16 protein-coding genes, 1 riboswitch and 1 other annotated feature (1 of these 18 cut by a window edge) are annotated in these 15,565 nt (G+C 45.4%); of the genes, 7 read left to right on the top strand and 9 right to left on the bottom strand.

Annotation, left to right across the window (positions count from 1 at the left end; genetic code table 11):
- Positions 1-165 (bottom strand) — a binding site (T-box leader); it reaches 66 nt to the left of the window's first position.
- 100 nt (positions 166-265) lie between these two features.
- The 3 genes from ACXQIQ_RS17325 to ACXQIQ_RS17315 form a co-directional block, all read right to left on the bottom strand.
- Positions 266-817 carry an HD domain-containing protein gene (locus ACXQIQ_RS17325; protein ID WP_439301138.1) on the bottom strand — a complete coding sequence of 184 codons (552 nt, stop codon included), beginning with the start codon at positions 815-817 and terminating at the stop codon, positions 266-268.
- Complete coding sequence (locus ACXQIQ_RS17320) at positions 805-1,452, bottom strand: phosphatase PAP2 family protein (RefSeq protein WP_439301139.1); 648 nt, start codon at positions 1,450-1,452, stop codon at positions 805-807. Before ACXQIQ_RS17320 ends, ACXQIQ_RS17325 begins: the two co-directional genes overlap by 13 nt.
- A gap of 139 nt (positions 1,453-1,591) precedes the next feature.
- Complete coding sequence (locus tag ACXQIQ_RS17315) at positions 1,592-2,779, bottom strand: MDR family MFS transporter (protein ID WP_439301140.1); 1,188 nt, start codon at positions 2,777-2,779, stop codon at positions 1,592-1,594.
- Between the two features lie 185 nt (positions 2,780-2,964).
- Between ACXQIQ_RS17315 and ACXQIQ_RS17310 the strand changes: the two genes are divergently transcribed.
- The 3 genes from ACXQIQ_RS17310 (at position 2,965) to ACXQIQ_RS17300 (ending at position 5,470) form a co-directional block, all read left to right on the top strand.
- Positions 2,965-3,918: a TIGR01212 family radical SAM protein gene (locus ACXQIQ_RS17310; RefSeq protein ID WP_439301141.1), complete on the top strand. Its 954-nt coding sequence runs from the start codon at positions 2,965-2,967 to the stop codon at positions 3,916-3,918.
- Positions 3,915-4,490: a class I SAM-dependent methyltransferase gene (locus ACXQIQ_RS17305; RefSeq protein ID WP_439301142.1), complete on the top strand. Its 576-nt coding sequence runs from the start codon at positions 3,915-3,917 to the stop codon at positions 4,488-4,490. The genes ACXQIQ_RS17310 and ACXQIQ_RS17305 overlap by 4 nt, the downstream gene beginning before the upstream one ends.
- 101 nt (positions 4,491-4,591) lie before the next feature.
- Entirely contained in the window at positions 4,592-5,470 is an 879-nt protein-coding gene (locus tag ACXQIQ_RS17300; RefSeq protein ID WP_439301143.1) for a hypothetical protein, read from the top strand.
- A gap of 103 nt (positions 5,471-5,573) precedes the next feature.
- Here the strand turns inward: ACXQIQ_RS17300 and ACXQIQ_RS17295 are convergent, their stop codons facing one another.
- Both ACXQIQ_RS17295 and ACXQIQ_RS17290 read right to left on the bottom strand, forming a co-directional pair.
- A complete protein-coding gene (locus ACXQIQ_RS17295) occupies positions 5,574-6,641 on the bottom strand; it encodes a tetraprenyl-beta-curcumene synthase family protein (RefSeq protein WP_439301144.1) in 1,068 nt (355 codons plus the stop codon).
- A gap of 4 nt (positions 6,642-6,645) precedes the next feature.
- Positions 6,646-7,455 carry an alpha/beta hydrolase gene (locus ACXQIQ_RS17290; RefSeq protein ID WP_439301145.1) on the bottom strand — a complete coding sequence of 270 codons (810 nt, stop codon included), beginning with the start codon at positions 7,453-7,455 and terminating at the stop codon, positions 6,646-6,648.
- A gap of 94 nt (positions 7,456-7,549) precedes the next feature.
- On the opposite strand from ACXQIQ_RS17290, the gene ACXQIQ_RS17285 reads away from it, so the two are divergent.
- Positions 7,550-8,062 (top strand): gamma carbonic anhydrase, encoded by a 513-nt coding sequence (locus ACXQIQ_RS17285; RefSeq protein WP_439301146.1) that lies wholly within the window; start codon positions 7,550-7,552, stop codon positions 8,060-8,062.
- Here the strand turns inward: ACXQIQ_RS17285 and ACXQIQ_RS17280 are convergent.
- On the bottom strand, positions 8,052-8,420 hold the full coding sequence (locus ACXQIQ_RS17280) for a VOC family protein (protein WP_226546898.1): 369 nt from the start codon (positions 8,418-8,420) through the stop codon (positions 8,052-8,054). The genes ACXQIQ_RS17285 and ACXQIQ_RS17280 overlap by 11 nt on opposite strands.
- Positions 8,421-8,624: 204 nt before the next feature.
- Between ACXQIQ_RS17280 and ACXQIQ_RS17275 the strand changes: the two genes are divergently transcribed.
- Complete coding sequence (locus tag ACXQIQ_RS17275; RefSeq protein WP_439301147.1) at positions 8,625-9,155, top strand: phosphatase PAP2 family protein; 531 nt, start codon at positions 8,625-8,627, stop codon at positions 9,153-9,155.
- A 24-nt stretch (positions 9,156-9,179) separates the two neighbouring features.
- A complete protein-coding gene (locus tag ACXQIQ_RS17270) occupies positions 9,180-10,337 on the top strand; it encodes a glycosyltransferase family 4 protein (RefSeq protein WP_439301148.1) in 1,158 nt (385 codons plus the stop codon).
- Between the two features lie 65 nt (positions 10,338-10,402).
- Here ACXQIQ_RS17270 and ACXQIQ_RS17265 read toward each other — a convergent pair whose 3' ends face one another.
- The 3 genes from ACXQIQ_RS17265 to metK all read right to left on the bottom strand — a co-directional run bounded on the left by ACXQIQ_RS17265 (position 10,403) and on the right by metK (position 13,075).
- Entirely contained in the window at positions 10,403-11,023 is a 621-nt protein-coding gene (locus ACXQIQ_RS17265; RefSeq protein WP_439301149.1) for a sterol desaturase family protein, read from the bottom strand.
- 9 nt (positions 11,024-11,032) lie between these two features.
- Positions 11,033-11,716 carry a GntR family transcriptional regulator gene (locus tag ACXQIQ_RS17260; RefSeq protein WP_439301150.1) on the bottom strand — a complete coding sequence of 228 codons (684 nt, stop codon included), beginning with the start codon at positions 11,714-11,716 and terminating at the stop codon, positions 11,033-11,035.
- A gap of 165 nt (positions 11,717-11,881) precedes the next feature.
- Positions 11,882-13,075 (bottom strand): methionine adenosyltransferase, encoded by a 1,194-nt coding sequence (gene metK / locus ACXQIQ_RS17255; RefSeq protein WP_439301151.1) that lies wholly within the window; start codon positions 13,073-13,075, stop codon positions 11,882-11,884.
- 368 nt (positions 13,076-13,443) lie between these two features.
- A riboswitch (SAM riboswitch) is annotated at positions 13,444-13,532 on the bottom strand.
- Between the two features lie 317 nt (positions 13,533-13,849).
- Between metK and pckA the strand changes: the two genes are divergently transcribed.
- The gene (gene pckA, locus ACXQIQ_RS17250; RefSeq protein ID WP_439301152.1) at positions 13,850-15,433 is read left to right on the top strand and encodes a phosphoenolpyruvate carboxykinase (ATP); all 1,584 of its coding nucleotides are present in this window, start codon (positions 13,850-13,852) and stop codon (positions 15,431-15,433) included.
- Positions 15,434-15,565: the final 132 nt, after the last annotated feature.

Below are 15,565 nucleotides of genomic sequence, written 5' to 3'. Positions count from 1 at the left end.
TGCACTCACTCAAGCTCCTTATCGCGGAGGGACGATAAACGCTACTTCGGTTGTTCACGTTTATGGCTCGGAGGCGAGTTCAAATAGCGCTCGGGTTGGCTTTTCAGCAACCGCCAACTCTCTAGGACCGTTGACTATTTTACTAATCCTCTTCTTCGCCTTGAATTTGTGAAGAATGTAATTTGTATTGTATGCAGGTTCTCAAAAATTGTCAAGGTTTTTTCTGAAAATGGACATCTATCATGATGGGCATTTTGACCCACTTTTATACATCCCCGAAGAAATCTTCTACCATCTTTTTATACGTGTAAAAGAACGCTGGTACCTCTACGTCGTCCAGTCCGACGAACGCATTTTCTGCAACACCCCGGTAATACCAGGTCTGCTTCTCCTTGTCACCTTTGAACTTATCCCAAATCGCGTCGCCATCCGCATCAAAGGACTCGATTACACTCCGGAGGTTATCGAGCTTGTCAGCGACAATCAGCGCTTTCACCTCGAACGGCGCATCCTTTATGTAATCCACTGTATGCTGCTTCCGCTCTATCCACGTTTTGCTCTTATCCTCGGTATTGCCTCGGACGATTTCCGATACACGCACACCGAAATTCCGCTCGATGTCTTCAAACGCTAGCTCCGTATCCTCAACGGCATCATGCAAGTAACCCGCAATGACCACATCGTCTGACAAACCTGCCTCCCTCAACGTATTCGCCACAGAAATCGGATGGACGACGTAAGGTTCGCCTGACAGTTTCCGAATTTGCCCTTCGTGTACTTTCTTCGCTAACGCTTCAGCGCGTTCTATTTTTTCCATATCCATCCCCCTCCAACAACGCTTGTGTTCGTCAGTTTCATCAGCATCAATGTCAGAATAAGCCAAATCGCCCCTGCTGTAAAACCACCGAGCACGTCGGTCGGAAAATGGACCCCGAGGTAGACTCTGCTGAAGCCGATCAACCCGATGAACATCCAAGTCAGCACCAGAATATAACCCGCCTGAATACCTCGATTACGCAAGTATCTCCAAAGCAAGTAGCCAAGGAAACCGAAGAACGCAGCGGAATTCATCGCATGTCCGCTGGGAAAACTTAAACCCGTTTCGTGGATGAGCGGCCACTCATCGGGTCTCGTCCGATGATAGATCGACTTCAGCCACTTGTTCATCTCACGGACACCGATCAGATTGAATACGACAATCAGTGAAAGCTTTGGGTTTTTTACCAACAGGAAAAACACAATCAGTATGTACATCAATGGAAAAGATACGTGCTTCGATCCGAGGTCTGTCACGAACAGCATCGCTTCGGTCAGCCCATCTGAACGCATCTTCCAAACCCCATGCATGACGACGAAATCGAAATTGGTCAACGTTGTATGATACACCCCGAAGAAAAGAAAAATGATGAGTAAAACGATTCCGCCTACCAATAGCTTCAGCCAACTGCTCATTGTCCCACCCCTTCTCTACCTAGTTTATTTCACTCTCCCAAAAATATTTTTAAAGAAACTTGGCAAAGCCAAGCCTTTTGGCGGAGGCGGAAGCTGCGCCTTCTGCGCAAAGGAAAAAAACCGTCCGAGGACGGTTTCGTTATGCGACTTGGGAACTCGCTTCTGGTACGATATTACGATCATAGATAAAGGTGATCAACAGACCGACAATGAGCAAACAGAACACAACATAGAACATCGACTGGATGCCACTCAAGTCGACGATGAGCCCACCGACGATCGGTCCGAACATCCGCCCGCCTGTTGCGGTACTGTTCACGACACCCTGGTAAAAACCTTCGCGTCCCTTCGGCGCAAGATTGCCAGCAATCGTCGGAACCGCTGGCCAGACCAGCATCTCTCCGATTGTCAAAATAATCATCGCGGTCATAAGACCCATGAAGATATTCGCTTGAGAAGCAACCAGGAAGGATACCATGAAAATGCTGATGCCAACGATGATTTGCGTCTTCGTCACACGCAACCAATTTTTCACAATATAAGCAAGCAACGGCTGGCCTAAAACGATGATTGCGCCGTTCACTGTCCACAACAAACTATAGTGACTCAAAGAAATCCCGATGTCTTGCGTGTAGGAGGCAATGGTCGACTGCCACTGGACATAAGCGAGCCAGCAAATGAAGTACGCGGCACAAAGCCAGATGAGTGCTCGGAAACGCGTGCGGCTCTTGATGACGAATCGATCATCAAGCACATTTTTGATGACAGGTTCAGCTGATCGATGCGCAAGGCTCCGATAGCCGAAAAACGCCAACAGGAAGAAAGCGACGTACATAATCGCATTACCGACGAAAATCCACTGGAAACTGAAGGAAGCAAGCAATCCGCCTGCCGCAGCACCAACAGCGACACCAACGTTTTGTGCGACATAAATGGCGTTATACGCTTTCCGGCCGCCTTCTTTCCAGACGGTCCCGGCATAAGCATACATAGACGGAAACACCATTCCGCCTCCAAATCCGAGTGTAATCAAGAAAATCATATATGGATAAAAACTATGGAAAAAGATGAGTCCTAAAGAGCTACCGAATGTGATGGAAATCCCGATCAAAATCGAGCGATAGCCGCCGACACGGTCGAATAATGCGCCGCCGATCAAGTTTCCGACGACACCTGCCCCTGCATTCCCCATCAGCACAAAACCAGCAAAGGTCAACGACTTTCCGAGGTGATCGTGTATATAGACTGTATTCAATGGCCAAAGAAATGAGGAACCCGTGACATTGATGATCATCCCGATGATTAATAACCAAAGATGCTTCGGCACCTTCAACGACCTCCGTTCGAACTGGTTCACTGTAAAAATTTATGTAACTGAACCATAGAAATTGTATTCCTTTTTGAAGGGAAGCGCAATTGTTTTTTTCTGTCTCCAGACGGGTTTGGCGAGGGTCCTGTGACCGTGCTAAAATAGGGCTATCTTAACAACTTAAGGATTAGAAAGGATAGCTTATGTCGATTCCCTCTCATTTCGGAGATAAACGTTACTATACATGGAACAAGCATTTAAAAGAACACTTTGGAGAAAAAATCATCAAAGTGCCGATTGACGGTGGATTTGACTGTCCAAACCGGGATGGCACCGTCGCATCCGGCGGTTGCACGTTCTGTTCACAAAGTGGATCTGGTGACTTTGCCGGTGACCGGCGTGACGATCTCGTCCAGCAATTCCACACGATCAAGGATCGAATGCACCGGAAATGGAAAAACGGGAAGTACATCGGGTACTTCCAGGCGTTCACGAATACGCATGCCCCAGTTGAAGAACTGCGTGAGAAGTTTGAAGTGATTTTGGAACAAGAAGGCGTCGTCGGACTGGCAATCGCAACGCGTCCGGATTGTCTACCAGATGATGTCGTCGAGTACCTGGCAGAATTGAATGAACGTACCTACCTATGGATTGAGCTCGGATTGCAGACCGTCCACGAGGAAACAGCTCAACTCATCAACCGTGCGCACGATTATGCCTGTTACGTTGAAGGCGTCAACAAGCTAAGGAAGCACGGAATCCGCGTTTGCGCTCATATCATTAATGGCCTACCGCAGGAGACTCCCGAGATGATGATGGAAACGGCTCGGGAAGTGGCGAAGCTAGATGTTCAAGGCATCAAGATCCACCTTTTACATCTGTTAAAAAAGACGCCTATGGTGAAGCAGTATGAGAAAGGGTTAGTCGAGTTCCTCGACTTTGACACGTACGTCCAGCTTGTATGTGATCAGCTGGAAATCATTCCACCGGACATGATGATTCACAGGTTGACGGGTGACGGTCCGGCTGAACTGATGATTGGTCCAATGTGGAGCATGAATAAATGGAATGTACTCAATTCAATCGAGGCTGAACTCGAGCGCCGCGACAGCTATCAGGGGAAGTATTATGAACCTGCTGAGGTGTCTGCCCCATGAACTTAAGTCGGATTTTACCTTATGCAAAAGAACTGCTGGAGAAAGTCGTTGAGCCAGGTGGGGTTGTCGTTGATGCGACGGTTGGTAACGGGCATGACACGGTCTTTTTAGCGGAACTTGTCGGGGAAAAAGGCCGCATTTACGGATTCGATATCCAGGAGCAAGCTGTTGAAAACACGATCGAACGGTTGAAAAACAACGGGTTGGAAGAACGGGCGCAAATCATGTTGAGGAGCCATGCAGAAGTGAAAGAAGTGGTTCCAGCTGAGTACCATGGAAAAGTCGAAGCTGCGATTTTCAACCTCGGATACTTGCCGGGCAGTGACAAAGAAATCATCACGAAACCGGACTCGACGTTACAAGCGATTGAAGCTCTGCTTGACATCTTGAAGCCTGGTGGACTGATCATCCTTGTCGTCTATTACGGGCATGAAGGCGGCGTTGAAGAGAAAGAACACTTGATGCAGTACTTGGCTGAGCTCGATCAAAAGCGAGCACACGTCCTCCAGTACCAATTTCTGAACCAGAAAAACAACCCACCGTTTCTGGTAGCTGTTGAAAAAAGAGCATAGTTTTCATATTGAGACGATTGGACATCCAATCGTCTTTTTTGAAACTTTTTCCAATCCACTTCCGTATGAGTAGTAGCGATTACGGGGAGTTGAATGACCAAGTGAACAAACGTCGATTGATCATACCTATGGCTATATGCTTCACACTCTTGAACGCTTGCAGCAATCATGAACCTGTCGACAAGCAAGAAAACGTAGTCGAGACGGAGGCATCTGACCACCAATATTCAGAGTTTACGAGTGAAGACGATCAAGTCCAATTCACCATTGCAATCAATGGTTCTTTTCCAGAAGAAACGGTGAAAAGAATCGAAGACGAAACCATAGATGGATATGAAAGTATCCTGGAATTAACGGATCAAGCGCTCGCTGAACAAAAAGAAGTGATGATCCAACTGGAGAAAGGTCAGGGATACTCTCACTACTCTAATGGTGTCATCTATCTGTACAATGTCGGGACTGACAATGAGTTTCTCATCCACGAACTCGTTCACGCTCTTCTCGGCTATGATTTTAAAAATGCGGGGTATTTTACGCTGGACGGTTTAGCGATGTATGTAAACAACCAAATAACCGATACAGAACCCCTAGCACGTTTTGGTCATTCCAGCCATGAATGGATGAACTATTTAAATGAGATAGATGTAGGGATTCCGCTTGAAGCGCTGATCGATCCCGAGCAATCTCTCAGAATAAACGATCCTCGCAAGGAAGGATTGGATCGTGGGTTTTTCTATATACAGTCTGAATCTTTTTCTACATATCTTATCGAGAAATATGGAATGGATGCTTTCATGAAAATTTACAACCAATCAGATTTGAAAACGATCATCTTGCAAACTTACGGAAAGGAAATCGGTGAACTGGAAGCAGAATGGATGAGATTTTTGGAAGGTATGGATCGTGGAGATATTGAAACGACCGTCCCCGAATCGTTTCTCAATCAAATCGCCACCTATGAATATTATCCCCACCGCTAGTCGTCATTCATCCTCCAATGAATCATCGTTTAGTAGTATTGCATTGATTCAACTATACAAAAAAACACCTATCCATTCGGATAGGTGTTTTTGGTGGTTTCTCTTAGGAAGTCTTCACTTTCCGGTACACGAAGCTGTTCCAGTAGAAATAGTATGCGGGCAGTCCGCCTGCGCGCATCAACTTTTTAAATACAGACTGGACTTCAGGCTGGTTCCTTACCTTCGTGTCAGTGGAATAGATCCCTAACAATCCTCTCGTAATCAACGCGTGGAACTTCGAATGTGGTAGTTGCCGTGCCGCTTCATCCGCTTTATTGAAAAAGTGAAGCAGTCGATCCATCATTTCTTCCTTCGATTCATAATAGAAGCAGAAATTCAGATCGCCACCCGCTTTATCTTCCTCCTGATCGATGAGATAGTCCATCATGATATGAAGCCCTTGAATCCAAGGGAAATAGCCTTCTTTAATTTTGACAACTAAATCGCTCGGAATGTCTTCATTCGTCGCATAAGAAACAAGACAGAAGATCCCAATCGTCGAACCGGCACAAGCCGAGAATTCGTACCAGCTCATCGGAGGCAGCTGCCCTTCATTGTCCTGATGCCATTGCTGTAAACGTGGCACCCGCTCTTCATGGATGACGTGCTTATGTATTTGCAGATTGCTGTAATGCTCCTCGAGTTCAATCAACGCCTCCGCAATCGCATCAAAACTCGGTAAGGCTGCTAGCACATTCTGGCACGTCTGGACGAGGTCATGTAAATAACCGCCGTCATTCTGATCTTCACGCAACGCATAGTAATTTTCAAGCTGTGCACCTGGTGTCAATGCATGCTCCATGGAACGATGCAACAAAGCAAAATCCTCTGGATCCAGTGAGGTGCTGCGGTCACATAGGTTATCCAGATAATCGCTGATCGTCTGGTACGCAACGATGAACCGGATGACCTCTCCTTTCCAGGCACCATCTGCTGACAGCAACGAATAGATGCCCCCTCCCTCACAATGGAACGTCTTCGAACCAATACTCTCCAACGCCTGTGTCCTTAGCTCGTCATTTGGAATGTGCTCGGCCCGCTCCTTCCAGAAGTTCAACTCTTCATGGACATAGGGAAGGACTTGTCTATAAATTTTGTTCATCAACGACCATGGCTGTGACGGTACGTTCATGCCATCACTCCTTAAAGCTATTTTCTCGAACGATCAAATTCAGTTCGACGTACTGATGGATATATTGGAAAACGAGCTCCCGCTCAGGATCATTCAACACTTCATGATAGAGGGACGGCCACTCTTTGTACGCCTTCTCCATCAAGTTCAAGCTGTCGAACCAATCACGGACACTCTGTTTATCGACAATCAAATCGTTACCGCCTTGTACGACGAGTAACGGGATTTCAGGGAACCGATGAATCGATTGAAACGCGTCCTTCATGGCTTTCATCAACTCACGGTACCATCGGATGGATACTTTTTTCACGAGTAAAAAATCTTCTCGGTCACGCTGCAATACTTCTTCAGAACGCGTTCCTTTCGGTGGACCGCCGCCCCGACTCGAGCGCAACCGCAAACTCGGGTACACTTTATTGATCACTTTGGAAGCTGCATCCAGAACTTTCGGCGGTTTTTCAACGATTCCGAGTGCTGGGGATGACAGCAAAACGGCTGAGAGTGGCAGATTTTTTTCCGTAACGGTACGGATGACAGCGAGCCCTCCCATACTGTGGCCGAACAAATAAACCGGGAGCTCAAAGCGAGTCGCTTCTTCTACCCAGGAAGAAATCGCCTCGATATATTCTTCAAACGATTCGATATGACCACGATTCCGGCGTGTCAGTCCTTGTCCAGGTAGATCCCCCATGACTACATGGTAACCTTTCGAGACCCATTGTGAACAGAGCCATTCATACCGACCGTGGTGCTCACCTGCGCCATGAACCATGACGACAACCGCTTTTGCATTTTCTGCTTCCCAAATCCACATGATGGATCCCCCTTTTCTTCTAGTCTATAATTTGCTAAACTGCTTATGATTTCATACAACATATGTATTCCTATAGGAAAGAGGATGATACTTTATGATTTATCCTTATCAAGGTTCACAACCGAACATCGATTCTACCGTATTCATTGCAGATGGCGTCATGATTTCAGGGGACGTCACGATTGAAGAGAAGTCCTCCGTCTGGTTCAATACCGTCATCCGTGGGGATGTCGCACCTACCCATATTGGCAAACGCGTCAACATCCAGGACCTGTCCATGCTTCATCAAAGTCCGAATACACCATTGATCATCGAAGACGACGTTACGGTCGGGCACCAGGTCACCCTACATAGCTGCACCCTTCGCAAGAAAGCTCTGATCGGGATGGGCTCATTGATTCTTGACGGTGCCGAGATTGGTGAAGGTGCCTTCATTGGTGCGGGAAGCCTTGTTCCTCCAGGTAAAAAAATCCCGCCGAACACGCTCGCATTCGGACGTCCAGCTAAAGTCGTACGGGAACTGAACGAGCATGACCTTCAAGAAATGGAACGCATTCGTACAGAATATGTGGAACGCGGTCAGTATTACAAGTCCCTTAAGCGTTGAACTCGATGATGTTTCCATCGGGATCCTGAACGAATACTTGATGCCAGCCGGTCTTACTGGCTGGTTTATCCAAGTACGTGCAGCCCGCTTTCTCCAGCATGCTGATCAGCTCATCGATCGATTCCACCCTTACAGCAAAATGAGCGCTTCTGCTGTTCAATGTCGGTTGGTCCTCAGGAGAGAAGGATGGATTGACGATCAGATGAAGCTGCGTATTCCCTAAAGTATACCAAATCCCTTCAAAATCAAAGTCCGGCCGATCAGGGCAAACCTCGAATTTCAATACTTTTTCATAAAAAGCCCTTGCCCGCTTCAGTTTCTTCACTTCTAACGAAACGTGATGGATCTGCTTATACATCTTTCATCCCTCCTTCTCTACTACTCTTTTATACCCACTTTCACCATTTTATCATCCTGCTTCTCATTATGGTAATGATGGCCCCTACTCCTTTCTCTTGCTTCTTGTAAATGAAACTCCACAAAGATTTTACATTCGTTTGACAATTCCCTAATATTGGGACGTTATTCTTTTGGTAAATCATCTAACAAAGGGGGAGCTGCGTTGTCTAGGGTAATTGGGTGGCTTCATGAAAGGGAATGTACGGTCTTTCAGTGGGTGAACAATAAATGCCAGCACTCATTTCACAGCAAGTATTTCGTAACCGTCACGCATTTAGGGGGTGCCACGGGGGCAATCACCAGCTGTCTATTCTTGATTTTATTAGCGACTGGAAGCCTTCAGATGGCTGCAATCCAAAGCCTGCTCGCTCTTGCAATCAGCCACATGCCTGTGCAGATCAGCAAGAAATTGTATCCACGAAAACGACCGTATCAAGTCCTTCCTGACACAGTGACCATCTCGAAATTGTTGAAGGATCATTCTTTCCCTTCCGGCCACACGACCGCCATCTTCTCAGTCATTACACCTTTGATCATATGGACGCCGATGGTGGCACTCTTATTGGTACCTTTAGGTATCTCCGTTGCCATTTCAAGAATGTACCTCGGGCTACATTATCCTTCAGACGTATTAGCCGGGATGCTTCTAGGGGTTGGAAGCGGCATCCTGATGAGTTCCGTATTGGTGTTGTAATTCAGGTTTAGGGGGTTGTAAAAAATGAAAATTGCACTTTTCTCTGATACTTACTATCCACAGGTCAATGGGGTTGCGAACACGCTGTACCGTCTCGTCCGCTACTGGGAGCAGAATGGAATCGAATGTAAAGTCATCGCACCGAAAACAAGTTCTAACAATGTCTATGCGACCCATTCGCATTCGCTCCCGAGCATGCGTTTTCTCCTCTATAAAGAATGCCGTGTCGCTCTTCCTTTCAATCGTTTCGTTACTCAGGAACTATTAGCCTATGAACCAGACTTAATCCATGTCGCTACCCCTTTTTCTTCCGGTTTGTTCGGCATGAATCATGCCCGGAAGTATGGCATACCGATGGTCGCTTCCTATCATACGAACTTTGACCACTATCTCTACTACTACAATCTTCAATGGGCGACGAGTTTCTTATGGAAATACATGCATTGGTTCCATTCGTTTTTTGACCGTACGTACGTCCCGTCTCAAGACACGCTCGACCATCTATCATCCAAAGGTTTTGACCGTCTTTCCATCTGGGGTCGTGGCGTGGATACAGTCCTCTACCATCCTGAACAACATTCTGCCGATTTTAAAAGAAAACACAACATCCCACAGGATCGTATCCTATTAAGCTATGTAGGAAGACTTGCTCCTGAAAAAGATGTGGAAACCCTGTTGAACATCATTAAAGGATTCTCAACAGAATGGCATGATAAAGTTTGCTGGATGATTGTCGGTGAAGGTCCAAGTGAAGAAGAGTTGAAGCAGTCGTTACACTCGTACCCTAACGTGCGTTTTACAGGGTATTTAAGAGGGGAAGAACTGTCCCAAGCTTATAGCTCATCAGACTTGTTCATCTTCCCATCGCCAACTGAAACCTTCGGCAATGTCATGCTGGAATCCATGGCTTCCGGCACACCGACGGTTGGAGCGAACTCAGGGGGTGTAAGGACCATTATCAAGGATGGCACGAACGGGTACTTGGTGACTCCAGGCGATGCAAAATCCTTTATCGACCGCATCCTCTTCCTTCTCATGCATCCAAACCTATTGAACCAGTTCTCGCATAAAGCAAGGGAATATGCACTGACCCAGTCGTGGAATACGATTTTCGGCAACCTGACGAATGACTACATGGAGATTGCAGCACAAGGAAAACAGAAAATCCATTCAGCTTCATAGTTTAAATAGAGAATACTATTTTTCAAACAAAAGGGAGACTTCTAACCATAGAAGTCTCTTCGCGTTTACATATCGATTGTCCGACTTTCTAGATCTTTGGCCGTTTTGCTTGTTTCAACCGTTTTTTCTTCCTTCATCGTACCGAACAGGTAATCACCTATCGGATTTGAAACACCATACCAATAGTTCTCGTTCTTATAGTGATGAAGGATATGGATTTTCTTCATCCACCTTCCAAGTTTCGTTTTCGGTTTAATTGGCCTGTGTGCCACGTAATGTTTCCACTCATATAAGAGCAACATCACCTGCAGACCGAGAGCAAACGCTAAAGTGATCCATATATTGCTCGTGATTAAATAACAAACGGCAGACCAAATGAGCATATTGGGCAGGCTGTACCAAATCGGCAAGAACAAGAGATGCAGGTTGTCTGGAGATGAATGGTGATCATAATGGAGTCGTTTCAATAGTTTAAGGAGGTAAGGATTCTTCGGTGTTTTCAGGTGGAAAAGGAATCGGTGCGTCAAGTATTCACTACCAACAAAGGCGACTAATCCGATAACAAACGAAATGAAGAGTTCTGTTCCAGGCTGTGTGAAAAATAAAGCGGTAGAGCTGACGAGAATAAGGCCCAGTAATATAATCACATCAGGGAAAAAGAAGAAATCTCGATAAACCTTGTTCATGAGAACCTCCTATTCATTATTTACTAAATTATGAAGCTTCCACATTTCGATACTTCGATCCATCATATCTTCTGCTAAATGCTTTGCTCTTTTGGCATCCCGCTCAACAGCTGCTTCAAATAATTGTTTGTAGTATTCCATTGATGCACTTCGATAGCGTGAATCTTCAAAATAGACGATCGCCATCTCAATGTACAATTTTTGAAAGCTGTTTAATAAGAGGAGATAAATCGGATTGCTCGAACCTTCAGCTAAACGTCTCTGCAACCACCAATCAAATTCGGCATAGGCCTCCGGGGCCTCCTCTAAGCTACTGATTTCAGTAAGCAGGGAAACGACATTCATAGGGTTTTCTTTAACAGCATCATAAACATAGGCAGGAAGGATTGCTCTTCTTAGTTCAAGAAGGTGAACGATAAATGTATTCGGAATTACTTCTTTATGTCTTATGTAATGTACAAGCGTCATCAAATTGCCTTGTTTCCAAAAGTCATTGACAACAGCACGTTGACCTTGTCGTATCGTGAGCCACCCATCTCTTTCAAGCCTCTGAAGAACCTCACGTATAACGGGTCTCCCCACCTCAAATGTAGCCGCTAACTCCCTTTCAGATGGAACCTTGGTACCGATTGGAATCGATCCTTCGATCACCCTTTCAATAATTTGTTGTTCCACTCGATCAGTTGACCTCATGTTTTCACCCTCCATTGGTAATACCAATATTCATTCTGGTATTACCAGTTTATTCGACTACTACCTATTAATGCAACAATTTTCTGATAATGTATACGGTAATGTATTCTATTTTAGAATGAAAAAAATGGCTGCCACGTGTTCGTGACAGCCATTCCTTTATTTTTATGCATTGTTTTTCAAAATTTCAGCTTTATCTGTTTGCTCCCATGGCAATTCGATGTCTGTACGTCCGAAGTGCCCGTAAGCAGCGGTCTGCTTGTAAATCGGACGACGAAGGTCGAGCATCTTGATGATGCCAGCAGGACGAAGGTCGAAGTTTTCACGGACTAGCTCAACCAGCTTCTCTTCTGAAACTTTTCCAGTTTCGAATGTATCGATTGAAATGGATACAGGTTGTGCAACTCCGATGGCATACGCCAATTGAACTTCACACTTATCTGCAAGATCTGCAGCGACGATGTTTTTCGCAACATAACGAGCCGCATAAGCTGCAGAACGGTCCACTTTCGTCGGATCCTTACCAGAGAATGCGCCACCGCCGTGACGTGCATATCCACCGTAGGTATCAACGATGATCTTACGTCCAGTCAGTCCTGCATCCCCTTGTGGCCCACCGATTACGAAGCGGCCAGTCGGGTTGATGAAATATTTTGTATTCTCATCAATCAACTCGCTCGGTACGACCGGATTGATGACATGCTCTTTCAAGTCGCGCTTGATTTGCTCAAGTGTAACTTCTGGGTGGTGTTGAGTCGAGATAACAACCGTATCAACGCGCACAGGTTGACCGTCTTCATCATATTCTACAGTTACCTGTGTCTTACCGTCCGGACGAAGGTAAGGAACAACCTCATTCTTACGGACTTCTGTCAGGCGACGGCTCAATTTATGTGACAAAGAGATCGGCAAAGGCATCAATTCTGGTGTTTCTTTCGTTGCGTAACCGAACATCAATCCTTGGTCACCTGCACCGATTGCCTCAATCTCTTCATCTGACATTGTACCTTCTCTTGCTTCAAGAGCCTGGTTGACACCAGCAGCGATGTCCGCAGACTGTTCATCAATGGAAGTCAAGACTGCACAAGTCTCATAGTCAAATCCGTATTTTGCACGTGTATAGCCAATGCCTTTTACCGTTTCACGTACGATTTTCGGAATATCTACATAAGTAGAAGTCGTGATTTCACCTGCTACAAGTACGAGTCCTGTGTTGACAGATGTTTCACACGCAACCCGGGCATTCGGGTCACTGGATAGAATTTCGTCTAGAATTGCGTCTGAGATCTGGTCACAGATTTTATCCGGATGACCTTCTGTAACGGACTCAGATGTGAATAGACGTCTGCTTTTTGACATTACGGAACCTCCTCGGCGATACCCCAAAAAAATATCGCTGATAATTGATACGGTACTCATTCCGTACGAAAAAGTGCCATCAATCTTTCAATTATTTGTAAGCGTACGTTCCTAACACCTGTTATGTAGCTGACAAATTTGTTTGCACTTATATTCATTCTTAAGAAAGGATTCTCCCTGTTAAACGTAAAGAAAACTTGGTGAAGTCAAGTAGAAGGCGATGACTGAGCCCTAGTTGCACTTATACTAAGTTCGTAAACTTTTCAACAACATCGAAGATCTCCATGCAGAAAAGTTATCGGTTCTTTACGTAAAAAAAAACCTTTCCTTCTAATAGAGGAAAGGTGGTTCGTTGTAAACCTTTCACCCTCTTATTTTTCAGGTTAGCACCTTCTCACCTGTGGTGTCGGTTGCTGGGTTTCATTGGGCCTGTCCCTCCACCTACTCGGAATAAGAGTAGCCGTTCTCGCAATATCATACCGCAGTACTATAGGTATGTCAACGAAATTGAATATGTAAAAGCTGGGAAGCGGTATATATAGGGCATTTGTTAAGAAAATGCCTATTTCATGTGAGGAGAATGTTTCAACTGTCACAAATTCGGAAAAATAGTATACATTATTAAAATAAATATGTTATACTAATTCAGACGAATAGGATGTATAATGAAACAGGCAAAACTCAAGCCTCTTAATCCTTATCGCAGTGGGTTTTGCAGCATCAACTCGAACATAGGACAGAGTTAAATAATTATGTTGAAAAGGATGGGTTTACATGAATACGGCACAATTTACTTCTTTAACTGACGAACTTATCGGTAAATCTACTACGAATAAGAACTTATCTACTCCATTATTAGTTGAAAAAGCACTAACACGTAAAGAAGGCAGCCTCACTTCTACAGGCGCTCTTCAAGTTGAAACAGGAAAATACACTGGTCGCTCACCTAAAGATAAATATATCGTAATGGAACCTTCAGTAAAGGACAAGATTGATTGGGGTTCAGTAAACCAACCGATCGAAGAAGAGAAGTTCAATAACTTATATAAAAAAGTGATCGAATACTTAATGAATAAAGATGAAACGTTCGTTTTTGAAGGATTTGCTGGAGCTGACAAGGCGTATCAATTGCCGCTTCAAGTCATCAACGAATATGCGTGGCATAACCTTTTCGCACGCCAACTTTTCATCCGCCCAAATGAAAGCGATTTAAATGGCTTCACACCAGAGTTTCAGGTCATTTCAGCACCTGGATTCCAAGCTGATCCTGTTGTGGACGGAACAAACTCTGAAACGTTCATCATCATCTCATTTGAAAAGCGCATCGTTCTCATCGGTGGAACAGAATACGCTGGTGAGATCAAAAAATCCATCTTCTCTGTCATGAATTACATCCTTCCGGAGAAAGACATCTTGTCTATGCACTGTTCTGCAAACGTCGGTCAAGAAGGCGATGTTGCGTTATTCTTCGGTCTTAGTGGTACAGGTAAAACAACCCTTTCCGCTGATCCGAACCGCCGCTTGATCGGGGACGATGAGCATGGCTGGGCAAACAACGGCATCTTCAATATCGAAGGCGGTTGCTACGCGAAGTGTATCAACCTTTCTCAGGAGAAAGAACCGCAAATCTGGAATGCAATCAAATTCGGAACGGTCCTTGAAAACGTCGTATCAGATGAAGAATCACGTGTCGTCGATTATGACAATACGACGTTGACTGAGAATACACGTGCAGCATACCCGATCGATGCAATTCCGAACGTCATTACACCAAGTGTTGCGGGTAATCCGAACACGATCATCTTCCTTACAGCTGATGCATTCGGCGTATTGCCTCCAATCAGTAAGTTGACGAAAGAACAAGCGATGTACCACTTCTTATCCGGTTACACGAGTAAGCTTGCAGGTACAGAGCGTGGTGTTACATCACCACAAGCAACATTCTCTACATGCTTCGGTTCACCGTTCTTGCCTTTACATGCAGAGCGTTACGCGAAGATGCTCGGTGAAAAGATCGAGCAGCATGACGTTGATGTGTACCTTGTGAACACAGGCTGGTCTGGTGGCGAATACGGTGTTGGTAAGCGTATGAACCTTCCATACACTCGTGCGATGGTTCAAGCCGCACTTGAAGGCGAATTGCGCTCCACTGAAACGGTAAAAGATCCAATCTTCGGCTTGCACATCCCGACGCGCTGCCCAGGTGTTCCTGGAGAAGTGCTTCAACCGAAGAAAACGTGGAGTGATCAAGACGCGTATGACAAAAAAGCACGCGAACTTGCACTGAAGTTCAAAGAAAACTTCAATAAGTTCCCGAACGTAACAGAAGAAATCAAAAAAGCAGGACCACTGGTCTAAAAAATACGATGAGGAGCGACCCTAACGAAGGGTCGCTTCTTTTTTTGAGCTTTTTCGGTTTTTCATGGAGTGTTTAGCCTGGCTTGGGGAACTTTCGCTTCGACTTGGGGAAAATAGTAAATCAGACCCACT

It is taken from the genome of Pseudalkalibacillus sp. Hm43, assembly GCF_054170705.1.
Note: the sequence above shows the minus strand (reverse complement) of the source record. Positions and strands in the feature narration are given on the sequence as shown.